The following is a 22,291-nucleotide window of genomic DNA, read 5'->3' as shown; positions in this document are numbered from 1 at the left end:
ATTTTATAATAAACGCAGCGTTGCAACAGACATTACTCGTAAGCGCAGGCATTGTCGCTGTTAGCTTATTTTGCCCATCGCTGTCCATACATATGTTACAGCTCCCTTCAACATACTCATCGGAAAGGTGTAATCTTATTATGACGAAAAACAAATCGCATTCCTATCGCCATTATGGCTGGACGATACTGCTAATTACAGTGATCGTTAGCATGTCCATTAACATCACACTGCCAGCGTATGCAGCAGAGACGATTTCCAAGCTCCATTCCGCTGCATGGTCTGCACCATTGTTTGCAGCTTCCACCTATAATCCGGATTCTTCTGTAGTGTACTCGGTAAAAGTAATACCGTCCAAAGCACTTGTGTATGTAAAATCTTCACATTCCACCAACTATACGAGCAATAAATCAACAGATACGTTTCAGGCTTACAGTGCAAACGATGGCAAACTGCAATGGAGCTATAACGATCTGGGGGAATCTGGGGATTTAGGCGACACATTGTACACCAATGATGGAACCGTCTATTTTTGCAATCTATATACAGATGGTCATTATTGGTTAACGTCCCTCCATTCATCTGGAAAGCCGAATTGGAAAATAAAGCTACCTAAACTGGCAAACGCTTTTCCGTACACTGCCAATCTGATGAAAGACGGCTCACTGCTCGTAGCGGTTACGATTCCTACCGATTCAGCAGGCAATGTAAAATCGATGTTGAAACGGTATGATCGCAACGGTAAACTGCTTCAACAGCAAACCATTCCAGCCTATGTGATGAGCGCAAGCGGTAACCGCATTATCGTCGATACGAGTCGATATCACAACAATCAAACTTCATTACAACATGCCAAATTCGAAGCGTACGGACTCGATTTGAAACGTTTGTACAGTCATTCCTCATTACTTCAATTTGACCGGTATGATGATCAGATTGTTACACTTGATGACGGCACCGTGTTCATCGGTACGTATAATAAAGTTGCCGCCGGTAATATGTTGTTCAAATTTGATGCCAAAGGCAAGCTAATCTGGAAACATAAAGTTGCAGATGATTATCGTATCCAAGCGACCGGTAATAGCTATATTTTGTATGAAAATCGAACATTTAAATTGTACACTGCTACATCTACCAAACCATCAGCTATAGTTACATTAAAAGGTACACCAGCCGATTATACATGGATAGTGCGTACGCTGGATGGAAATGTAATGGTCAATATGCTGGATCGCACATATATTTTAAATCCAGCTACATTATCTATCGTTGAGGCGTGGTACAGAACGCCCGCAGACGCGATGTTTGATTATGCTAACGATGCCATCTACACAGACGAAAACAAAGGGATTTTGCACAAATATGTAATTTCAAAATAAAATCACTAGTACCTTGTCTCAAATACATTTACGGTCTATCTAACCATTGCTTGATGATGAATCGATTTAGGTGCGTTTAAACACAATTTCCATTTAAGACAGCCTACTAGTACTTTGACCAAGTTAAATGTTAATTTTGATTGTGTACTGAAATCCTGATCCATGCGACCTTAAAACAGACTCAACACTCAAATTAATCTCAGTCAAGGTACTAGTAGCTTGACTGCTTTCGATATTTGCTTTGAATCCACTTTAAGTCCTTATTTGTAGCAATAATCTACACTTTTTTAAACGATATATTTAAAACGGTCAAGGTATTAGTACGCAAACCAAGTTAAATTTCAACGATGACTCTGTACTAAACTCCTTATGAATAAAAGCTTGAGCCAGCTTCAACGCTCCAATTAATCTCGGTCAATGTAATATAATTGCATAATAAAAATTCAAACTTCATCGCTATACTCAAACACCAAAAAGCCTGTTCGTATGATATGCCGCCTTGCCGGATGCTATTCCCATACAGCTTAGAGCGAGCATCTGCCATACAACAGGCTTTTGCTGCAATATTTATCGTATCATGTCAACCGCCTACACTATAACCAACGAACACTCGCATTATTATCCCTAATTCTACACGATCAAATTATTCCAAAAAACGCTCCCGAATTTCCGGTGTAGGCAGCATACATTGATCTGATTTGCCAAACCAACGATACCGATTACGGGCGATCATATTGTATACTCCGTCTCGCAACAGACGTGGCACGATAATAAAAGCGTACAACAACGGCCACGCAAACCGCAATTTGCGGGCAATATGCAGCGCAGCAGTTGAACGTGTATAAAAAGTTCCTTTTTCAATCAGCACAAATGTGTCCATCACATCGTTGCGCATACCGCCTTTTTGCAGTAGCTTTTGACCGACTTCGGACTGTAATGATGCAAAATGAAAAATTCCTTGCGGATCGCGCTTGATGATAAACTTGGTCGCTCCTTGACAAAAATGACAAACCCCATCTACGAGCACGATCGGATGATCGCCATGAATGAGCTGTTCAATCTGTTGATCCGTCAATTCGGTTCGTTCACCCGGTCTGGATACCGGAGCATGTGCAGTTACCATTTCGGTCACTCTCCTTTATACAAAGTCATTTGCCCCTACTTCCTTTTATAACCCAAAATCAGCCTATTATTCAAAATAGCAAAAAAGCACGAAGAAGATTTCCCCCGCGCTTTGCCTATGATTGATTGTTATAGCGTTGTGACAAATAGCTTATGCCAGTGCTTCGTCAATCAGTTGACGATCTTTAATTTGCTGATCAATTTCGCCTGCAAACGCATTAAAGCAATTGCAAATAAAATCTTTGCGGCATACTGGACATGGCTTGGTCAGCAATCGGTTAATATAGGTCATTTTCCATTCTGGAAAACGATTGTAGAACATACGGCACTCCGTTCCATCTACCAGTTTTGCCGTAAATTCGTACAGTCCTTCTTTTTCATTGATACCGGCTTTTTTGAGCTTCGTAATCGTCGGTCTATATGCCATTTTATCATCACCCGTTATCCTTAAAATTTCATAGCCAATTCCAATTCATCTGCGCTATATCGACAAACTAAGTTTGTAGCTGCCAAGCCGCACCGATCATTTTGACTTTCTATTTACCAACAATCAAAATCCGTGCTACCAGCAGCGCTTTACCGAAATCGGCTACTCCGTTTGTGTATACGACATATGACATATTAAAGAATTTTAGGGTATGTGTCAACTCCGTATGTGCGCGGGGGAGCACAAATACAGAGCGAAACGAGCAATTTTGCGTTGATTGTCATGATTTGTCGGATAGATGATCACCAGTTAAAATTGTCTTATCAAACGATGCTAAAGCATGTTCTATTATGTAAACCTTACCCGTAACGCATAAATTTAATCGCCATTCATGCAAAAAGTCGCCAGTTGCCGATCGATACGCATGATTGGATCGTAGTGAAAAATATTATGTTCTGCTAGGCTAGCACTCTGACCGTTTTAAATATATAGGTTGAAAAGGTGTAGCTGTAGATTACCGCTACAAATAAGGACATACAATGGATTCAAAGCCAATATTTAAAGCAGTCAAGGTGCTAATACTCTGACCGTTTTAAATATATAGTTTGATGCTGCACAGATTCCCTTTATAAATAAGGAGAGGCAGCGGATTGAAATCCAATATTGAAAGCAGTCAACGTACTAGTAGCTTGTCTCAAATACATTTACAGTTTGTCGATCTAACCATTGCTTGATGATGAATCGGTTAAGGTACGTTCAAACAAAATTTCCATTTGAGACAGTCTACTAGTAGCTTGTCTTAAGTACATTCAAAATATGTCTTTGTCATCATCGCTTGATCATGAACGTATTCAGGTACGTTCGAACCTGATTTTTAATGGAGACAGTCTACTAGATAGGCAAAGTTGCGATCATTGTGACAACAAATAATATCATTTTCATCCTAATGATAGCTCTACTTAAATCAAGGTTACGTACACATAAACATATACTTTTAATGGCATATACGCATCGTTATATCTATCCTGATAACAATCAACAAAAATACCTTCTCTGCATACACAAAGAAGGTATTTTCGCATCGTTCATAGTACAGCGATCAGCTGCCCATCCATTTCTCGGCAGCATGGTGTACCTTATATCATACGATGACACCTATCGCTGTCATTCAACGATCTATTCCATATCGATCTATTCTATTACACAATATTCAGCTCAACATCAATATTGCCGCGTGTCGCTTTAGAATACGGGCAAAATTCATGTGCCTGTTTAGCAATTTCCAACGCTTCATCATGCGACAAACCGGGAATGCTGACATCGAGACGGACAGACAGTTTAAAACCATCGTCTGTCGGGTCTTTGTCGATCATCACATGGCTCGTGACGAGCGTATCGGTCACATTCACCTTCGCTTTACGCGCTACATTCGCAAGTGCACTTTGATAACATGCTCCATATCCAGCCGCAAACAGTTCTTCAGGATTCGTGCCGTTACCGCCACCACCACCGAGTTCTTTCGGCATAACCAGATTCACATCTACAGCACCTGTGCTGGATTCAACCTTACCTTGACGTCCACCGTGAACTTTCGCTGTTGCCGTATACAATGCCATTATCATTCAGCTCCTTTATACGTCATGATTTTGAACCAACACTATATTTGTAAAGCACTGTTCCACGATTGAAACGCCTTTTTAAGAATTTATATAGGTACACTAAAATTGACTTTACCATTTTAATTTTTTAAAATTAATTTGATATCATTATATTAAAAGGGGGCTGGATAACGAATGAACGTGCATGATTTTAAAGCGACCAACATACGCGGTGAAGAAGTTTCGCTCGATCAATATAATGGCAAAACATTGCTAATCGTCAATACGGCAAGCAAATGTGGATTAACGCCTCAATTTTCCGGTCTACAAGAGCTGTATGACAAATTCAAAGCTCAAAACTTTGAAATTTTAGGCTTTCCAAGCAATCAGTTTGCTAATCAAGACCCTGGTAGCAACGAAGAAATCTCTGAATTTTGCCAACTGAATTACGGTGTCAGTTTCCCGATGTTTGAAAAGGTTAATGTCAATGGCTCACAAGCACATCCTCTATTCAAATATTTGGCTGAACAGGCACCTGGCATTCTCGGCTCCAAAGCGATCAAATGGAATTTCACCAAATTTCTGATCAGCCCTGATGGCACACCAATCAAACGTTATTCCCCACAAACGACACCCGACAAAATCGAAGACGATATCCGCAAGCAGCTTTAAAACGCTAGCGAACTAACGTCAACACTGAAATGAATCACGTTCAACATAGTCTATGTTGCGCTCACAACAAAAAAGCAAGCAACGAATCTGATTTAGATTTCGTTGCTTGCTTTTTTGACTATAAACTCACTATACAATGCAAAATGCGGTCGAGAGGACTCGAACCTCCACGGGTATACACCCACTACCCCCTCAAGATAGCGTGTCTGCCATTCCACCACGACCGCGCAGACAGTATGAATGCTACTAACTTGCCAAATAAATCAACAATCCGCAGCAACTTTTATAATATACCATCTTCTATTCCACTTGTAAATGCCTATTTTACAATAGCAAGCAAAGACAAGCAAAGTCGATCTAGCCAAAACCGCTATTGCACTTTTCATAGCAATATAGTGATATATCAATGTATACTAACATGCTTACTTATTCTAGCTTTTATTAAAACTCACTTGCCCCTGTTCTCACTATAGGCATCTATACTTTAAATCGGTTTACATCCTATTGAGCGTCTAAAGTACTCATCTACTCTATCATTTTATTCATTTTCGCATTTTGGGTTAATATTATTGACACGAATACTACAATTATGTAACTATAGTTAACAAATAAACACAAAAAATCATCAAATCATTTCAATTCAGCTTACAATGTAATATATATAGACATGCAAATACAAATTCATAACCCTACCTTGCGGAGGAGGATACCAAATGAACAGCAATCAGAAGTTGCTTGCCTATGTGCAACTACTGGAAGCCAAGCTGCCTACGGCCAGTTTTACGCATGCTCATAATTTGGAACGACATGTGCGAGCAGGTCGAATTACCGATGTTGCCGCGTTAGAGCATTACATCAGTGACCATTTACAGCCACATTTATTTCGCTGGGAAGCTCCTGCTATTTATGGTGTATACTATGCTGCCATCCACCAAGATGCCCAAATGCTTGCACAGATGGATCATGCGATCATTCAACAAATTATCGAGCCGACTAATATGGAGGAAGCCCGAAAAACAGGTAAGCGCTTACTGAAATTAGCGCATACACTGTATCCGTGGATGGACTTTGAGCTGTTAGAGCAAGCGATGAAACAATATGAAGCGATTTTATCGCTCACTGTTTTGCACGCCTGGATCAATATACAGTTGGGGATGGAACGGGAGCAAGCGATCGAATGTTATTTTTATACGTTATTGTCCTGCTGCATAAGCCGGATCGCCGCTCCGCTTAGTTTAACGATTCAGGAAGCCCATCTGCTTACCGACCAATTATCGTCGCAAATGGAGCAGCAATGGTTACAACAACTCCGGCATATCGTTCATAAACAAGAGCATCCTTTTACCGATCCGTTGTATCCTTCTGTCCCGTTCTCGTCCAGCTTGTCTGGCAACTGAGTGCGGACGAAATCGGCTATTGTCATAATGGCAACCGAATGACCGTAATGACTGTTTAAAAGTACGCGCTATAGCTAGACTTTGTATTGAGCGATTATAGATGATGAGGCGCTTAAACGTTATACCGTCTAGCATCAGATGAACTACCGATGCTGTAAACTTTCGCAACTCGCAACATAATTATACAAAAACAGGCTGATCCTCTCGTCACTAGACGTGAGGATCAGCCTGTCTATGTTGCAGCTCGTTCATACATGTGCAAACTTACATTAGTGAACTGGGATGCATCAGCACATACTTACGCAGTCATCGTTGCTCAATATCCTATCACCTTATAAACATAAGTGTATGATCAACTGCCGCACTTCATCGTATACGATCTACAATGATGCCACGGTAACCGAGTTTGTGTACCGCATCAACTGCCGCACTTGATCGTATACTAGCCCGTACAACTTGATCGCATTGCGCGCATCCTTTATTCCAATCGAAACATGACGAACACGTCAGCTTGCTCCGCACCCTACACGATTTTTACCGCTCGCAAATATGCCCTATTTCAAGCGAATTCCGGTTCAATCCGCTATAAGAGATATCACTTTAGCGATTACTGTCTTGCTGTCTCGCTTTGCGATATACCGAAAACTCAATATATTCTTTAATAAAGTCTTTTTCCCGTTCCGACAACACTTCATCCTGGCAATTCAATTGCCCCATCAATTCAAAAAAATACGGGCTCGTCTGCTCGTTAATTGCTTCTGCATAGCGTTCTTTACCCGTGAGCAGCCAGTCCAGACTAACGTCAAAATACGCTGCAATTTCAATCAGCTTATGTGTACCCGGTGTCGACTTACCGCGTTTCCAGTCTCCAAAATTACCGGTACTAATTTTGAGTTGTTCACAGAAAGACTTTTTCGTAATGCCTTTATTTTTGATCAGTAATTCAATGCGTTCATAAATCGATTGCGACTGCATATGATTTCAACTCCCCGACCATGTCATCTAAAGCTTCCAATAACACTTTTATAAGTAATTTAATATTGATAAAAATCGCATTTAAGTATATAATTTAGCTAACGACATTTTTTTACTTCTTTTCCTGAAACATTATACCATATTCACTATGCTGACTAGGAACCGGTACCGGTCAGTTAGACGTATGGCATGTTACACTTTGGCAAGCAAGGGGTGATACCGTTGAACCGCAAGCAGCCTGTTACCTCCTTTGGTTGGGCAATTAAACAAAGGCTGGCAGAGCTACAAATGGATCAAAAAACGTTTTGCGAGTGTTACGGGATTCCGCCGTCTCGGTTATCCAATTTAATCAATGGCACACGCAAGGCAGTACGATACCGCAAACAAGTGGCTGAAATACTTGATATTCCCGAATAACCGCAATGACTAGCTGTTTACGTTCGCTTCAGAACGTACATAATAAAGCAAAAACAATCGGCTTCCCCACTACCAATTCCAGCTTTTCGGATCATGATCATCGCTCCGCCTGTCACAAGAATTATGTAGTCTGTCGAGTTTCAAACCAAAACACAATTATGATTACTAATATAGTATGGTTTGGAACGGAATTCAACAAGGTTATGCGCAAGATCACCTTATTTATTCAAATTATTCCATTTTATTCTACAAATTGCAAACAAAAAGTCCCTGTCGCGAAACAGGGACTTTTACGTATTGCATAATGCGGTCGAGAGGACTCGAACCTCCACGGGTATACACCCACTACCCCCTCAAGATAGCGTGTCTGCCATTCCACCACGACCGCATGTACTATAAAAAGTGAGCCATGAAGGACTCGAACCTTCGACACCCTGATTAAAAGTCAGGTGCTCTACCAACTGAGCTAATGGCTCTCACTCATCAAATAAGGGATGACCCGTAGGGGATTCGAACCCCTGTTACCTCCGTGAAAGGGAGGTGTCTTAACCCCTTGACCAACGGGCCTCATTTTCTCAACAACAAAAATTATTATATCAAGTACAGAGTTACATTGCAAGCACTTTTTTTCGTTTTTTTGCGAATGCTTAGATGGCTGCAATTGTAGCGATGATTTTTAGGTGAAGTATAGCAGACATTACATGTAAGCTCGTTAAAGTACTACTAGTAGGATGTCTCAAATGAAAATTGTGTTTAAACGTCCCTAAATCGATTCAGCACCAAGCGATTGTTGGATTGACAAACTATAAATGTACTTGAGACAAGTTACTAGTAGCTTGACCGAGATTAATTTGAGTGTTGAATCTGTTTTAAGATCGCATGGATCAGGGTTTCAGTACACAATCCAAGTTAAATGGGCAGTTTGCTATTACAGAGCAGCGCTGTTCTCCTGCTACGATTCCAGTGTATCTTTCAGAAGATGGAGTGAATCAGAAACTGAATGTAAGCTGGTCAATTCACTAAAGCGTGTACACAAACTATTGCGTTGGAGCATCACAAACAGTAGAAGTCCGTCCTTACACTTCATTTCCTTCCCGCAGCGAAGTGCTACTCGCAACATATGAGTTTGCATATACGCCAGGCTGTCTCACTTTAATAGTAAGTTGGACTCTTTTAAACGTATTCAGCATCAACATCCAAGAGCTAAATTCACCTACAATTTGATCGCGCTAAGCTACTAATAAATGTACATATTTTGGTTTAACATCATGTTTCCACTCTGTTCGTCAAATACAATGAGTAAATAATAACTTGTAGTTTCGCTTAAAAATACTTATAATCACTTATATAAACTTAATAAAAAGCATTAAAAGCTTATTTCACTTAAGAAATACGTTTGAACTGGGCTTGTTGCTTAATATCGTGTTTTAGGTGTGTCGTATACTTGTTGTGCTTATTATATAGACTAATTTAATCATGATGAGTGCCACAGCAACCTTGCTTGTGCCAAAGGAGACTGTCTATGTATCAGGAAGAACGCATGTTGCACATTTTGGAATACCTCGGCAAGCATCAGCGTATTACGGTCGAAGACATTTGCCGTATTTTTCAAGTATCGCGTGATACGGCAAGGCGCGATCTAGTACGTTTGGAAGAACAGAACTCCATCGTACGCACACGTGGCGGCGCATTGCTTTCTGCCGGACCGATCATTATTCCAAGTTACAATGATCGCTTAAACACCGTTTCTGCCGCGAAAAAGCAAATCGGTCGCCGGGCGGCACAGCTTGTTCAGAGTGGGCAACGCATCATCCTCGATTCCTCTACTACCGTCCAGGCTTGCGCCGAATTTATCGATGCACCTGGCGGCACGATCGTCACCAATTCAATTAATCAGGCGGACATATTATCTAACAAACAGGACATCTCCGTCCATTTGCTTGGTGGGCAATTGCAATCCCAACATCGTTATGTGTATGGATCAGCCGCCGTTGAAGCATTATCGCATTATTTTGCCGAACGCGCTTTTATCGGGGTGGGCAGCATTTCTAACAAAGGGCTAACGTCGCTCACCGTAGAAGAAGGCCGTATTAAACACAAAATGATGCAGCAAGCCGAGATGACGATCGTACTTGCCGATCATTCCAAATTTGGTCGTGAGCTGTTTTACAAATTTGCCGATCTGTCCGAAGTCGATCTGATTATTACCGATCGTTCCCCTACCCCTGAAATGCTGGAACTGCTTGATCAGCATGAGGTGGAATTGTGGGTTGCCGATCAATCATTTTCCAAGGAGTTGAATGTATGACGATCCAATTAATCGCCATCGATCTGGATGGTACGCTGTTAAGCGGACATACGTATATTAATGAAACGAACAAAGCCGCTATTCGTGCTGCTCAGGCGGCAGGCATTGTTGTGGCAATCGCAACCGGACGTGAGCATAACAATGTGCGCTCATTTTTGGAAACGGCAGAGCTGGTCACACCGGTTATTTCCTCTAATGGTTCGGTCATTCATGATGAACAGAAACAGCCTATGTTTTCGCTACCACTGGCACGCCATCAGGCGCTAGAAGTGTTGGACTGGCTGGAAAAGAATGACTACTACTATCAAGTGCATACGAGCAGAGGCATTTATACGATCAGCACTGGTCATCAACTGCTTGCGGTTGAGATCGATCGTTTGTTAAGTACGAATCCCGATCCGAGCTATTTGCAAATGCTGGAAGCGATGCAAAGTATGAGCGCTAAGCTGAAAATGATCCGTGTGCATACGTATCATGAGATTCCGGATCACACTGATTTTTATAATATTTTGGCGCTGTCTTTTGAACAGGATAAGTTGGAAGTGGGACGGAAGCATTTTGACGGTCGTGAAGATATTACGATGGTTGTATCGGGTCATATGAACTTTGAGATTGAGCATAAACATGCTTCCAAAGGCACGGCATTACAACATTTGGCAGCACACTACAATATCCCGCTAGAGCAAACGATGGCGATCGGTGATAATTTTAACGATATTTCGATGATCCAGCTTGCCGGGCTTGGTGTCGCGATGGGTAATGCCGAACTGGAAGTGAAGGCGATCGCAGATGAGATTACATTGACGAATGAGCAGGATGGCGTAGCTCATGCGATTTATAAGGCGCTGGGGATGAATGTGCCGCTCGTATGAATAGTTAGCTTTGCATTGATGAGCCGTTGGCATTGCCTCGTTGTTGAGATATAGACATTGATTACAAGCTGTATGCGTACATTCGTATAGGCGTCCGCATGGAACAGAATTAGAGCAGCGAAAAAATGATTTAAGGGAAGTTTTTTAGTTGTCCAAACAGTCGTATTGCTCGTCTCCTCTGTTTGTGCACAAGATTAGGCTATTCATTATTATTTTATTTAGGCAAAAGATCATCCTTGGTACGAATTGGATGATCTTTTTGGCATATGTCTATGATTGATAAGTTGGTTGTGTAGTTGTGTAGTTGTGTAGTTGTGTAGTTGTGTAGTTGTGTAGTTGTGTAGTTGTGTAGTTGTGTAGTTGTGTAGTTGTGTAGTTGTGTAAAGGTATAGTCAGCGCATCTATGCTGCTTAAACAGCTACTATATATTTATTGCCATACGCTTTGCTTTAGAAGTGAAGTTCACTGCATTTTTAAGCCATCTTAAAACAAAAAGAGCCGGCTGCGCCGACTCTTGACTTGCTTATGTATGCTCATTGCTAATGATCGCTATATGATTATAATATTCATATGGCGGAGAGAGAGGGATTCGAACCCTCGCACCGCTTACGCAGTCTAACCCCTTAGCAGAGGGTCCCCTTATAGCCACTTGGGTATCTCTCCAAGAAATGGCTCCCCGAACAGGACTCGAACCTGTGACAACTCGATTAACAGTCGAGTGCTCTACCAACTGAGCTATCAGGGAACGTTATTGAATACAAAAAATAATTTACCATGTTTCTCTAGGCAAGTCAAGCGATTCTAATGTAAGTTTTCCACCGCATTTGCCACAGCGATATTTGCTCGGGTTCATACGACGTTTACGCAAATATTGCGTACCGCAATCACGGCATACTAGCCGATATCGATACAGCTCCTGACGCTTAGTGTTCAGCATATGCGGCGGAATTTGGCAATAGCGTCCACCGCCCACCCGCTGTAGCCAATGTTTAAACTCTGCGTCTTTATGCTGATAACCTCTGCCTAGAATATGCAGATGATAATGGCATAACTCATGCTTAATAATCTTCTCCACCTCATCGTGACCAAAGGCGACAAGTTGATGCGGATTGATCTCGATATTGTGGCTTTTTAAAAAATAACGTCCTCCCGTTGTGCGCAGACGCGTATTAAATACAGCTTGGTGCACAAATGGACGTTCAAAATGCTGGAGCGATAATTGCTCTACCCATGTCTGCAGTTCTTCATTTGTCATGAAACGTATTCTGCTCCTTTGACGTGATTGTTCCGAATGGACTGTGCTTGTATATAATATATCGTCTTTTCAGAAAAGCAGCGTAAATCAGCATCTTCTCTTGAATTTTAACTTTGTTATGCGCTACACTTCAAGTACAAACTGCATGTTCGAGCATTTCTGGATGTGTGAACATGCTGACCGGGCTTCCGGCAATTCGATTTAAGGAGAATGATCATGAGCACTTCACCGATGCGCTACGTAATTTTACAACAGGACAACCAGCTCCACTATGTGGAAATGCCTGCCGATTATGCTTACCAGCTCAGCGCGCTTAATTTACGATTACATAAGGAAATTAGCAAATTGACCGCTACTGACGTGCCTGCGCTGCCGTATGCGATTGCGGAATGCAGTGAGCTGGAGCTGCTGCAAGATGGTGCGCAAACGGTTGGCGGGCTGGATTATATTAATGAGTTGGAGCAATCTTTTGCCCGTTTGCAGGAGCAGCAGTATCCGCTGATCTCATTACTGACGGAAATACGTGCATTACAAGCACAGCTTGAACAATGGTATGAAGAATACGAAGAACAATATTGAGCGCTTGTACTAACGTTAATCAGCATGTGATGATGCTGGCATATAAAGTTGAATCATGGCATTCATTACAAGTGGACTACCATTGATTTGCTGGCTTGAATCGATCAGGCGTTTTGAATGGCTTCATTTGCTATATTGGTATGCAAATTATAGTGTTAGCTGCGTTTAGTATGTGATGGCGTTTGATTAGGCTGCTTTTGTGTTATGACGCTGCTGAATGGATGCAGTTGTCTGTATTTTGGCTGTGTTACGTATAATGCCTTTATGCTTCACTTCAATCCAGATCGTAGCAGATTAGTACGCAAACAGCCCTGTAGAGCGCTCTACAGGGCTGTTATTACGTTATCGCTGCTTCTGCTTCTAGCAAATGGTATTATTTACACCTGCTGGCTGTCCAGCTTCGTTTGTAGCGCTTTTATTGACCGGCTGCTGCCTGGGCGGAGGATTTGCGCATCGTTAAGCCGACACGGCTTTTTTTGACGTCCACATTCAGTACCCAGACGGTCACATTGTCCCCTACCGACACAACGTCCATCGGATGCTTGACGAATTGTTCGCTAAGCTGGGAAATGTGGACAAGCCCGTCGTTTTTAATGCCGATATCAACAAACGCACCAAAATCGATCACATTACGCACCGTTCCTTGTAGCTCCATGCCTGGTGTTAAATCTTCAATTTTGAGAACATCGGTCCGGAAAATCGGCAATGGCAATTCATCACGCGGATCGCGTCCAGGGCGCTGAAGGCTATCCAAAATATCGCGCAATGTCGGCACACCAAGCTCAAGCGCTACTGCTGTCTGCTCTACATCTACGCTCGCTAGCGCACTTACCGCTTCCGCGCTGCCAAGTTGTTCCGGCTGAATGCCGATCGATTGCAGCAGCTTGCTTGTCGCCGCATACGATTCCGGGTGAATGCCGGTATAATCAAGCGGATTGTCGCCGCCTTTAATGCGCAAAAAGCCAACGCATTGTTGCAGCGTTTTGGCACCAAGACGCGGCACTTTTTGCAGCTGTTTACGGCTAACAAAGCGCCCGTTTTCCTCGCGGTATTTGACGATGTTTTTGGCGATCGTGGCGTTCACACCAGCTACGTAAGACAGCAGCGATGGCGAGGCGGTATTCACATCGACACCGACATGGTTAACCGCCGATTCAACGACGCCTTTGAGCGAACTTTCCAGATTTTTTTGCGATACGTCATGCTGATACTGTCCGACACCGATCGCTTTTGGATCGATTTTGACCAGTTCGGCAAGCGGGTCTTGTACACGGCGGGCGATCGATGCCGCACTGCGCTGTGCTACGTCCAGCTCAGGAAATTCCTCCTGTGCTAGTTTGGAAGCGGAATAGACGCTCGCGCCCGCCTCACTGACGATCAAATACGCCAATTGGCGGTCATTGATCTCCTGAATCAATTCAGCTACAAATTGCTCGGTTTCACGCGATGCGGTGCCGTTACCGATGACGATCAGTTCAATTTCGTGTTCGTTGATCATACGGTGGAAAATTTCGGTCGCTTCACGCTTTTTGTTGACCGGTGGTGTCGGATACGTTACCGCCACTTCCAACAGCTTGCCCGTCTCATCAACCGCTGCCAATTTACAACCGGTACGATAAGCAGGGTCAACGCCAAGCACGCGCGTTTCTTTGATCGGCGCTTGCAGCAGCAAATTACGCAAATTACCGGCAAAAATGGAAATCGCTTGTTCATCGCCTTTTTCAGTCAGCTCGGTGCGCACTTCACGCTCGATCGACGGTGCAATTAGACGTTTGTACGCATCTTCGATCACTTCGCTCAGCAGCTTTTGCACAGCGGATGATCCCTGAATAAGCTGCTTTTCCATATAGCGATAAATCGGTTCCGGGTCAACTTCCAGTTGAACTTTGAGCACATTTTCGCGCTCTCCACGATTGATTGCCAAAATGCGGTGCGGCGGCATTTTTTTTGCCAGCTCACGATAGCTATAATACATTTCGTATACCGTTTCTTCATCTGCATTACGCGCTTCGGTCACGAGCATGCCATGATCGAGCGTGTAACGTCTAATCCAGGCGCGTACTGTCGCATCATCCGACAATTCCTCGGCAATAATGTCCATCGCGCCTTGCAGCGCTTGTGACGCATCTTCTACACCTTTACCCTCGTCTACATACTTGGCTGCCTCTACGAGCGCTTCAGGCGCCTTAGGCTGACTGCGTATCCACTCTGCCAGTGGTTCCAGTCCTTTTTCACGTGCTACACTAGCGCGTGTTTTGCGTTTCTGGCGGTAAGGGCGATACAAATCTTCAACTTCTTGCAGCTTGCTTGCATTTTGAATCGCGGCTGCCAATGGTTCGGTCAGCTTGTCCTGCTCGCTAATGATGCGCAGCACTTCGTCTTTGCGTTCCTGCAAATTACGCAAATATTGATGGCGCTCCTCGATATCGCGTAGCTGATTCTCATCCAGCTCGCCTGTCATCTCTTTACGGTAACGGGCGATAAACGGAATCGTATTTCCTTCCGACAATAAGTCGATCGTCGTACGAATCTGTTTTTGCGAAATATGCAGTTCATCGGCAATTTGGCGTACGATCCGCTGACGTACCTGCTGCTCACTGTCTTGGGCTTGTGCTTCATGAATTACTTTTTGTTCAGACAATCTAATCCCTCTTTCCGCTCTCTGTTCATGCAGAGAACCCTGTCATCAATAGCTGTATTATCTCAAAATTTGGGCATGATCTCAAACGCTATCGCAAGCTATACTTATGGGACGCAAAAAACCCGGTGCAGTCACCGGGTTCACTTGCTTGCCGAAAGCCTTTAGAAGTCCACCAGGCCGAGGCTGATCTGGAGAGAATCGTGCACCCTGCGCATCGTATCCTCATCCAAATGTGTGATTTTGTCAGTCAAACGTTGCTTATCAATGGTACGAATCTGCTCTAGTAAAATGACGGAGTCTCGGTCAAACCCATGAGACTTCGCGTCGATCTCCACGTGTGTCGGCAATTTGGCTTTTTGAATCTGCGCCGTAATCGCCGCCACAATGACCGTCGGACTGAAGCGATTACCGATATCGTTCTGGATCACCAGAACCGGTCTCACGCCACCCTGCTCAGAACCGACGACGGGCGATAAATCTGCAAAAAATACATCGCCACGCTTTACGATCAATGTCTACACCCCGCTAACTAAGCGGTCCAGAGTGATGTCCGCTTCTTCCTCCGCATAGAATGCTTCACAAGCAATTCTTAAATTGATTTTGGCCATTTCCATATATCCACGCTGCATCGATTCACGGACAATCCGTTTCTTACGCTCCGTCAGATACACTTTCGTCGCCTTTCTGATTAACTCATTGCGGTCGGAATTATCCAAGGCTGCGATCCCATCGATTTCCTGCAAAAGCTGATCCGGTAAATGGACCATAATCCCTTGCACGTTCTGCATGTTGTCCAACTATCCAGCACCCCCAAAACCTTTTCAGCTATACCCCTTAGCTGTTGTAACGGCATTTTTTCATAATGCGAATCCAAGTTTATGGTCTGACTCTATGCACAATACATAAAGCCATTTTGCTGCCCTCATTATAAACTACAATCACAGTATGAGTACAGACTTTTCATCACATTATGTAAGATTCGCTCAACATTTTCCGTTTCCTTCCACCTGCGAAAATTTTTTTGACGCAGTATTAACGCAGCAAAGGGTTCAAACGGCTAACGATTTCGCCGTCACGGTAATAGAGACGAGGGACGCGGGAAGCAATCATGCAGATCACTTCATAATTGATGGTGCCGAGCCAGGAAGCAAGCTCATCAGCCGGAATATATTCATCCTGCTGACGGCCGATTAAGACAACCTCATCGCCGATTTGGATTTCTTCTGCCGCTCTGGCAAAAGATTTAAGTGATACCATACACTGATCCATACAGATCGTGCCAACGACCGGTACTCTGCGTCCGTGCAATAGCACTTCGGCTTTTCCGCTAAGTAAGCGCGAATATCCATCCGCATAACCGATTGGCAATGTGACGATGACCTCAGGCTGCTCGGTCACATAGCGGGTACCATAGCTTATACCCGCACCTGCCGGCAGCGTTTTGGCATAGACCACTTTGGTTTTAACAGCCATGACAGGGGCTAATGCTATCACCTGCTGGTTCACTTCGGTCGAAGGATACAGCCCATACAGTGCAATTCCTACCCGAATCATCTGTGGGGACAATTCGGGAGCATCAATCGCGGCAGCACTGTTCCCCGTATGTATAACAGGGATAGTATAACCCATATTTCGCACTTCGCGGTCTACACGTTGAAAATTGTCGTATTGCATCAGTGTATATTGTTTATTATGCTCATCGGCTCTTGCAAAATGAGTAAACATCCCTTCCACTTCCAATGTCGACACTGCAAACGCCTTTGCGACAAATGCAGGTGCTTCATCTGGAAGCAAACCAAGTCTGCCCATTCCGCTATCGATTTTGATATGAACCTTGAGCTTGCGACCGGAAGGTTCCACAGACAGTCCGGCAATCGCTTCAAGCACTTCTTCTGTAAACACATTTAAAGTAACGTCATACTCATAAGCTGCCGCGACCGCTTCAGGTGTCGTATAACCGAGCACTAAAATCGGCAACGAAATGCCATGTTGACGCAGCTCAATCGCTTCATCCAGAAAAGCCACGCTCAAATAATCCGCTCCGAGCTGCTCCAGCTCGCGGGCTACCCCGACGGCGCCGTGTCCATACGCTCCTGCTTTTACACAAAGCATCAGTCTGGTTGTGTGCGGTAATGCACTCCGAAAAGCTTCGTAATTCGCCCGCAGCGCATCCAGATTAATTTCCGCTCTTGTTGGTCGATATTGCTCTTGCAATTACAGTCACCTTCTATCCGTTTTTGCCCATCCGGGCAATACAACTATGTTAATGCGGAAGCCGGACAACTGTCAATTACGAACGAACTTCAAAACGCTGTGAAAGGCAATTGCAGCATCTTAAAACAAGGCGAGACCGCTTCGGATAAACCGCTGTCCAAGGCAGAGCATTCCGTATGCCGGAAGCGCGGCAATGAAGGACATAATCCTATTATATATAATTACACCTTAAAAAGGCGAACAGCCGTCCAGCATCATTCTGTTCGGTTTCGCCTTGTTTGTAGTATTTACCCGCTTCTTTCAGAATAGAAGCGGACATTTTGCAAATTACATACTTCGACGAAAAGGCATCATTATCGTTTCTGAAATCAGGTGCGAGTGCCGATTGCACCGTCATAGTTGTACTGTTTACAGGGATGTTGCGCGCTGCTTTTTAAAATTTCACTTTTTTCATTTCAATTATGATCAATATACAGAAAGATCAATATGCACAGCTTCTCATTGTTACATTTTATAACTGTCATAAAGCCTACATATTGAAAAGTTAGGCTTGCACTTGTCATTTGAAGGAGTGTACTGTCGCAAACCGAGCTAATAACCCGCCCATCAAAAAAGAGCCTTTGCAGGCTCTTTTCCATAACCGTATTTACAGCACCCTATTCACAACTATAACCTCATAATAAGCTGCTCTTAGCAAGTTCAACTCCATATGCTCACAAAACATACACTTACGCCGATCGTTTCAAATTATCGCTTCACAACATCTACCGTTTAAGAAACCGCCTGGCAGTTTTTGCCGCCTTTGTTCTTCTCCCGTTCCTTTGCCTGGCAAGCGGAGCAGACGCCTTGAAAATCGAGCCGGTGGTCGGTTACGGTAAAGCCGTATTCACGTTCGACACGCTTTTCTAACGCGACCAGCCAGTCTTCCATAATCTCCTCTACACTACCGCAGCGTGTGCAGATTAGATGATGATGCAAATGCGGGCTATTGGCGGCACGCAAATCGAAGCGTGCGGCACCATCACCAAAATTTACTTTTTGCACAATTTGCAGTTCGTTTAGCAGATCAAGTACCCGATATACGGTTGCCATGCCGATTTCCGGAAACCGCTCTTTAACGAGCAGAAATACTTCCTCTGCGCTCAAATGGTCTTTTTCATGCTCCAGCAATACCCGGATTGTCGTTTCACGCTGTGGCGTCAGTTTGTAGCCTTTGGATTTCAAACGCTCTTTAATCCGGTCTACCTGTTCCGTCAGCACCATCATGTTTCTCACACCTTCCGGTTGATTTTGTTCATTCTGTCCAAGTAACGTTTCAACTTTATCGTTTCAGTTTGGCAGCTCACCTGCATATTCGTTATCTATTCAAACGGTATGCTACAACGATCTAATCCGCATCATATGCCGATTCATACATGCACATACCGACCATAATTGAAATGAACTCTGATGTCTGTATCGTCACGCACGCGGTACAATACCGTACTCCAATATATTAAAAGATTATCGGTAGCTACAATTTGTATTTATATTTAGAATAATTATAAATATATAATATCGGAACCGAATGTACTTGTAAATAGGAACAACCAAATCCGCCAACCGGTTTGGAGGACACATAAACGATGCGCGCTTATTTTAGCGAAAAACGCTGTGCATATATAATGAACTGTCCTTCATCCAGACGTTCACTGCCGAACCAGCCGACAGGCATGCCCTGATTTTGGTAAATCGTTAGCATCTGTTCAAAATAAGGATGCGGCTCCTCCAGTAACAAACGCGCTTTGGCACATTGATACAAATCGCCGCTAATGATATCTGCTACATGAGCGATATGTTCATCCTCAATTTGTAGCTCGGCTGCAAGCGCCGCGATTCTTTCCTTTATAAGGTTATAAAAATCACGTTCTTCTTCATACTCAATCAGCGCACGTGCAAGTTGCTTTTGCGCCTCCGTTGCCGCAGCCGGAATGTCCCCAGACGCTTCCACCGTCATATCGAGCAAAAAATAATAAGGCGGCTCCACATCTTCATTCCCATAAAAATCCAACGCTTGCTGCAAATCGGTAAACAGCAGATTAGACACGCTCACCTCGATTTCGCCACCATAGCGCTCCGGTAGTTGTGCGGTGACGCTAATCGTTTGTAACTGTCCTTGATAAGGTTCGCTCAATAAAGCTCCATGCTCAATAAAATCGATCACTTCGCGCACGGAAGGAGGAAAAATCGGTTGCGTCTGCATCTGTTATTCAGCCCCTTGTTTTATTTTGGATTGAGATTGCGTTGGCATATCGTTCATACAAATGTACAATTCACGTCATTACACAATCTATTGAAACGCTTACATACACAAATTATAGCAAATTCCTTCGTTCAAAAGGTTACGCTAACTAACAAAATATGGGGCGTCAGGAGACGAGTGGGACGAATAAAGTTTTATATTTTTATAGTTAATAAAAATGTTAATTATTAATGTTATGATTGACCTATAACCGAACGATATGATACATTCAAATTATAAAAGCATGATTTGGCAGCCACCTGCTTCTCGGTTATACATACGGCTGCCCGCTTTCAATCTATGCACCACCTTCACATTGAAAATGAAAGGATGAGTATTATGTCTCAAACAAGCATCAAAGCCAAAATGATTGTCGACAAATCGTTCCGTATTGCCGAGGTAGACAAACGAATTTATGGCTCCTTTATCGAGCATCTCGGTCGGGCGGTATATGGCGGTATTTATGATCCAGGGCATCCACTCGCTGATACACATGGGTATCGTAATGATGTGAAACAGCTCATTCAGGAGCTGCAAGTGCCGATCATTCGTTATCCGGGCGGCAATTTTGTATCCGGTTACAATTGGGAAGATGGTGTCGGGCCAGTCGAGCAACGTCCGAAGCGGATGGAGTTAGCATGGAGAACGATTGAACCTAATGAAGTCGGCACGAATGAGTTTGCACACTGGGCACGCGAAGTTGGCTCTGAGGTGATGATGGCAGTCAATCTTGGTACACGCGGCATCGATGCGGCGCGTAATCTGGTCGAATATTGCAATCATCCGGGCGGTACATATTACAGCGATCTGCGCAAACAGCATGGCTATGCCGATCCGCATCGTATCCAGACATGGTGTCTTGGCAACGAAATGGATGGGCCGTGGCAGATCGGACACAAAAATGCTGAAGATTACGGCAAACTGGCATTGGAAGCAGCGAAAGCGATGCGTTTGGTCGATTCGTCGATTCAACTCGTCGCCTGCGGCAGCTCCAATACAGGTATGGCTACTTTCCCACAGTGGGAAGCGACAACACTTGATTATACGTATGATGAGGTCGATTTCATTTCACTGCATCAGTATTACGGCAACCAGGAAAATGATCCGGCAAATTATTTGGCACGTTCGGTCGATATGGATCATTTCATTCATACCGTTATCTCTACTTGTGATTATATTAAAGCGAAAAAACGCAGCAAAAAAAATATGTACTTGAGCTTTGACGAATGGAATGTATGGTATCACTCCAATGAATCGGACAGCAAAATCGATCCGTGGAGCATTGCACCACCACAGCTTGAAGATGTGTACAATTTTGAAGATGCATTGCTCGTTGGCAGCATGTTGCTTACGTTCCTGCGTCGTGCCGATCGCGTTAAAATGGCTTGTATGGCACAGCTCGTAAACGTAATTGCACCAATTATGACCGAGACAGGCGGACGTTCGTGGAAACAGACGATCTTTTATCCATATATGCATGCTTCCGTATACGGTCGCGGTGTCTCGCTAAAGCCGGTCATCGATTCCCCTGTATATGATGCCAAAGATTACACTGATGTACCTTATTTGGACAGTGCGGTTGTACATGATGAGGAAAACGATCATTTGACGATTTTTGCTGTCAATCGCCATCTGACCGATGCGCTTGATCTAAACTGTGATGTTCGTTCGTTTGAAGGCTATGTGATTGAAGAACATATCGTGCTGGAAAATGATGATTTGAAATCGGTGAACACTGCTGACCATGAAGCGGTAAAACCGCATAACCGTGGTCAATCTACGCTGGATGGCGGAATGTTGAGCGCGCGTTTGAGCAAAGCGTCATGGAATGTGATTCGTTTGCGTAAAGGGTAATGTCGCGCAGGGGATCGCTGTTATTTTAAAGTGTAAGCAATCTTGTTTGCCGAGGTAGTCGGATAGAAACATAGCAAAAAGGGATCGAAACTGTACTTGTATCGCTCCCTTTCTGCTGTATGATTCGTATGTTGGACTCACTATACTCCATGATCGCAATAAACCGTAACAGCTATAATGGATGAGCCAACGGTTGTCCGGCTGTATGACCAATCAGAACGGAATACTAGGCAGACCAAGTTAAACTTCAACTTTTATTGTGTGCTCATATGCTCAGCGATAACAGTTTGAGCCAACTTC

At 43.7% G+C, this 22,291-nt stretch carries 19 protein-coding genes and 6 tRNA genes; 8 read left to right on the top strand and 17 right to left on the bottom strand.

Features of this window, described 5'->3' with window-relative positions; translation table 11 throughout:
- Positions 1–140 precede the first annotated feature (140 nt).
- Positions 141–1,379 carry a hypothetical protein gene (locus U1I11_RS01000; protein ID WP_322903054.1) on the top strand — a complete coding sequence of 413 codons (1,239 nt, stop codon included), beginning with the start codon at positions 141–143 and terminating at the stop codon, positions 1,377–1,379.
- Positions 1,380–2,022: 643 nt separating this feature from the next.
- On the opposite strand, the gene U1I11_RS00995 is transcribed toward U1I11_RS01000, so the two are convergent.
- The 3 genes from U1I11_RS00995 to U1I11_RS00985 all read right to left on the bottom strand — a co-directional run bounded on the left by U1I11_RS00995 (position 2,023) and on the right by U1I11_RS00985 (position 4,547).
- Positions 2,023–2,502: a thiol-disulfide oxidoreductase DCC family protein gene (locus U1I11_RS00995; protein ID WP_322903052.1), complete on the bottom strand. Its 480-nt coding sequence runs from the start codon at positions 2,500–2,502 to the stop codon at positions 2,023–2,025.
- A gap of 150 nt (positions 2,503–2,652) precedes the next feature.
- Positions 2,653–2,928 (bottom strand): hypothetical protein, encoded by a 276-nt coding sequence (locus U1I11_RS00990; protein ID WP_322903051.1) that lies wholly within the window; start codon positions 2,926–2,928, stop codon positions 2,653–2,655.
- Between the two features lie 1,199 nt (positions 2,929–4,127).
- Positions 4,128–4,547 (bottom strand): organic hydroperoxide resistance protein, encoded by a 420-nt coding sequence (locus U1I11_RS00985; RefSeq protein ID WP_322904437.1) that lies wholly within the window; start codon positions 4,545–4,547, stop codon positions 4,128–4,130.
- Positions 4,548–4,721: 174 nt separating this feature from the next.
- On the opposite strand from U1I11_RS00985, the gene U1I11_RS00980 reads away from it, so the two are divergent.
- The gene (locus U1I11_RS00980; RefSeq protein ID WP_322903049.1) at positions 4,722–5,198 is read left to right on the top strand and encodes a glutathione peroxidase; all 477 of its coding nucleotides are present in this window, start codon (positions 4,722–4,724) and stop codon (positions 5,196–5,198) included.
- A 144-nt stretch (positions 5,199–5,342) separates the two neighbouring features.
- Here the strand turns inward: U1I11_RS00980 and U1I11_RS00975 are convergent.
- Positions 5,343–5,425: transfer RNA gene (locus tag U1I11_RS00975), tRNA-Leu, on the bottom strand.
- A 486-nt stretch (positions 5,426–5,911) separates the two neighbouring features.
- Between U1I11_RS00975 and U1I11_RS00970 the strand changes: the two genes are divergently transcribed.
- Entirely contained in the window at positions 5,912–6,595 is a 684-nt protein-coding gene (locus tag U1I11_RS00970; protein ID WP_322903048.1) for an urease accessory protein UreF, read from the top strand.
- A gap of 600 nt (positions 6,596–7,195) precedes the next feature.
- On the opposite strand, the gene U1I11_RS00965 is transcribed toward U1I11_RS00970, so the two are convergent.
- On the bottom strand, positions 7,196–7,570 hold the full coding sequence (locus U1I11_RS00965) for a helix-turn-helix domain-containing protein (protein ID WP_322903047.1): 375 nt from the start codon (positions 7,568–7,570) through the stop codon (positions 7,196–7,198).
- A gap of 222 nt (positions 7,571–7,792) precedes the next feature.
- On the opposite strand from U1I11_RS00965, the gene U1I11_RS00960 reads away from it, so the two are divergent.
- The gene (locus U1I11_RS00960; RefSeq protein ID WP_322903045.1) at positions 7,793–7,987 is read left to right on the top strand and encodes a helix-turn-helix transcriptional regulator; all 195 of its coding nucleotides are present in this window, start codon (positions 7,793–7,795) and stop codon (positions 7,985–7,987) included.
- Positions 7,988–8,292: 305 nt separating this feature from the next.
- On the opposite strand, the gene U1I11_RS00955 is transcribed toward U1I11_RS00960, so the two are convergent.
- The 3 genes from U1I11_RS00955 to U1I11_RS00945 form a co-directional block, all read right to left on the bottom strand.
- A tRNA-Leu gene (locus U1I11_RS00955) sits at positions 8,293–8,375 on the bottom strand.
- A 15-nt stretch (positions 8,376–8,390) separates the two neighbouring features.
- Positions 8,391–8,463 (bottom strand) — tRNA-Lys (locus U1I11_RS00950).
- 19 nt (positions 8,464–8,482) lie between these two features.
- A tRNA-Glu gene (locus tag U1I11_RS00945) sits at positions 8,483–8,554 on the bottom strand.
- Positions 8,555–9,509: 955 nt separating this feature from the next.
- Between U1I11_RS00945 and U1I11_RS00940 the strand changes: the two genes are divergently transcribed.
- Together U1I11_RS00940 and U1I11_RS00935 are read left to right on the top strand one after the other, a co-directional pair.
- Complete coding sequence (locus U1I11_RS00940) at positions 9,510–10,295, top strand: DeoR/GlpR family DNA-binding transcription regulator (RefSeq protein ID WP_322903044.1); 786 nt, start codon at positions 9,510–9,512, stop codon at positions 10,293–10,295.
- The gene (locus U1I11_RS00935) at positions 10,292–11,167 is read left to right on the top strand and encodes an HAD family hydrolase (RefSeq protein ID WP_322903043.1); all 876 of its coding nucleotides are present in this window, start codon (positions 10,292–10,294) and stop codon (positions 11,165–11,167) included. Before U1I11_RS00940 ends, U1I11_RS00935 begins: the two co-directional genes overlap by 4 nt.
- A 571-nt stretch (positions 11,168–11,738) precedes the next feature.
- Here U1I11_RS00935 and U1I11_RS00930 read toward each other — a convergent pair.
- The 3 genes from U1I11_RS00930 to U1I11_RS00920 all read right to left on the bottom strand — a co-directional run bounded on the left by U1I11_RS00930 (position 11,739) and on the right by U1I11_RS00920 (position 12,422).
- Positions 11,739–11,830 (bottom strand) — tRNA-Ser (locus U1I11_RS00930).
- 6 nt (positions 11,831–11,836) lie between these two features.
- Positions 11,837–11,912 (bottom strand) — tRNA-Asn (locus U1I11_RS00925).
- 24 nt (positions 11,913–11,936) lie between these two features.
- On the bottom strand, positions 11,937–12,422 hold the full coding sequence (locus U1I11_RS00920) for a SprT family protein (RefSeq protein WP_322903042.1): 486 nt from the start codon (positions 12,420–12,422) through the stop codon (positions 11,937–11,939).
- A 216-nt stretch (positions 12,423–12,638) separates the two neighbouring features.
- Here U1I11_RS00920 and U1I11_RS00915 point away from each other — a divergent pair, with 216 nt between their 5' ends.
- Complete coding sequence (locus tag U1I11_RS00915; protein WP_322903040.1) at positions 12,639–13,001, top strand: hydrolase/acyltransferase; 363 nt, start codon at positions 12,639–12,641, stop codon at positions 12,999–13,001.
- 415 nt (positions 13,002–13,416) lie between these two features.
- Here the strand turns inward: U1I11_RS00915 and U1I11_RS00910 are convergent, their stop codons facing one another.
- The 6 genes from U1I11_RS00910 to U1I11_RS00885 form a co-directional block, all read right to left on the bottom strand.
- A complete protein-coding gene (locus U1I11_RS00910) occupies positions 13,417–15,642 on the bottom strand; it encodes a Tex family protein (RefSeq protein WP_322903039.1) in 2,226 nt (741 codons plus the stop codon).
- Positions 15,643–15,803: 161 nt separating this feature from the next.
- On the bottom strand, positions 15,804–16,154 hold the full coding sequence (locus tag U1I11_RS00905; RefSeq protein ID WP_188773610.1) for a type II toxin-antitoxin system PemK/MazF family toxin: 351 nt from the start codon (positions 16,152–16,154) through the stop codon (positions 15,804–15,806).
- 3 nt (positions 16,155–16,157) lie between these two features.
- Positions 16,158–16,439: a CopG family ribbon-helix-helix protein gene (locus U1I11_RS00900; protein WP_322903037.1), complete on the bottom strand. Its 282-nt coding sequence runs from the start codon at positions 16,437–16,439 to the stop codon at positions 16,158–16,160.
- Between the two features lie 235 nt (positions 16,440–16,674).
- On the bottom strand, positions 16,675–17,856 hold the full coding sequence (alr, locus tag U1I11_RS00895; RefSeq protein WP_322903036.1) for an alanine racemase: 1,182 nt from the start codon (positions 17,854–17,856) through the stop codon (positions 16,675–16,677).
- Positions 17,857–18,627: 771 nt separating this feature from the next.
- Entirely contained in the window at positions 18,628–19,119 is a 492-nt protein-coding gene (gene fur, locus U1I11_RS00890; RefSeq protein ID WP_416235590.1) for a ferric iron uptake transcriptional regulator, read from the bottom strand.
- Between the two features lie 370 nt (positions 19,120–19,489).
- Entirely contained in the window at positions 19,490–20,098 is a 609-nt protein-coding gene (locus U1I11_RS00885; protein WP_322903035.1) for a hypothetical protein, read from the bottom strand.
- A gap of 378 nt (positions 20,099–20,476) precedes the next feature.
- On the opposite strand from U1I11_RS00885, the gene arfA reads away from it, so the two are divergent.
- Positions 20,477–21,991, top strand: coding sequence for an arabinosylfuranosidase ArfA (gene arfA / locus U1I11_RS00880; protein WP_322903033.1), 1,515 nt, complete (start codon positions 20,477–20,479; stop codon positions 21,989–21,991).
- Positions 21,992–22,291: the final 300 nt, after the last annotated feature.

This window comes from Paenibacillus campi, from assembly GCF_034659835.1.
GTDB classification, from domain to species: Bacteria; Bacillota; Bacilli; order Paenibacillales; family Paenibacillaceae; genus Saccharibacillus; species Saccharibacillus campi.
The sequence above is the reverse complement of the archived record's forward strand: the minus strand, read 5'-3'. Positions and strand labels throughout refer to the sequence as shown.

Bases quoted from the DNA above. Each gene is read 5' to 3' on its own strand.
- U1I11_RS00965 (WP_322903047.1), bottom strand. From the start codon at position 7,570: ATGCAGTCGCAATCGATTTATGAACGCATTGAATTACTGATCAAAAAT.
- U1I11_RS00970 (WP_322903048.1), top strand. From the start codon at position 5,912: ATGAACAGCAATCAGAAGTTGCTTGCCTATGTGCAACTACTGGAAGCC.
- U1I11_RS00915 (WP_322903040.1), top strand. From the start codon at position 12,639: ATGAGCACTTCACCGATGCGCTACGTAATTTTACAACAGGACAACCAG.
- U1I11_RS00935 (WP_322903043.1), top strand. From the start codon at position 10,292: ATGACGATCCAATTAATCGCCATCGATCTGGATGGTACGCTGTTAAGC.
- U1I11_RS00995 (WP_322903052.1), bottom strand. From the start codon at position 2,502: ATGGTAACTGCACATGCTCCGGTATCCAGACCGGGTGAACGAACCGAA.
- U1I11_RS00990 (WP_322903051.1), bottom strand. From the start codon at position 2,928: ATGGCATATAGACCGACGATTACGAAGCTCAAAAAAGCCGGTATCAAT.
- fur (WP_416235590.1), bottom strand. From the start codon at position 19,119: ATGGTGCTGACGGAACAGGTAGACCGGATTAAAGAGCGTTTGAAATCC.
- U1I11_RS00885 (WP_322903035.1), bottom strand. From the start codon at position 20,098: ATGCAGACGCAACCGATTTTTCCTCCTTCCGTGCGCGAAGTGATCGAT.
- U1I11_RS00980 (WP_322903049.1), top strand. From the start codon at position 4,722: ATGAACGTGCATGATTTTAAAGCGACCAACATACGCGGTGAAGAAGTT.
- U1I11_RS00940 (WP_322903044.1), top strand. From the start codon at position 9,510: ATGTATCAGGAAGAACGCATGTTGCACATTTTGGAATACCTCGGCAAG.
- U1I11_RS01000 (WP_322903054.1), top strand. From the start codon at position 141: ATGACGAAAAACAAATCGCATTCCTATCGCCATTATGGCTGGACGATA.
- arfA (WP_322903033.1), top strand. From the start codon at position 20,477: ATGTCTCAAACAAGCATCAAAGCCAAAATGATTGTCGACAAATCGTTC.
- U1I11_RS00920 (WP_322903042.1), bottom strand. From the start codon at position 12,422: ATGACAAATGAAGAACTGCAGACATGGGTAGAGCAATTATCGCTCCAG.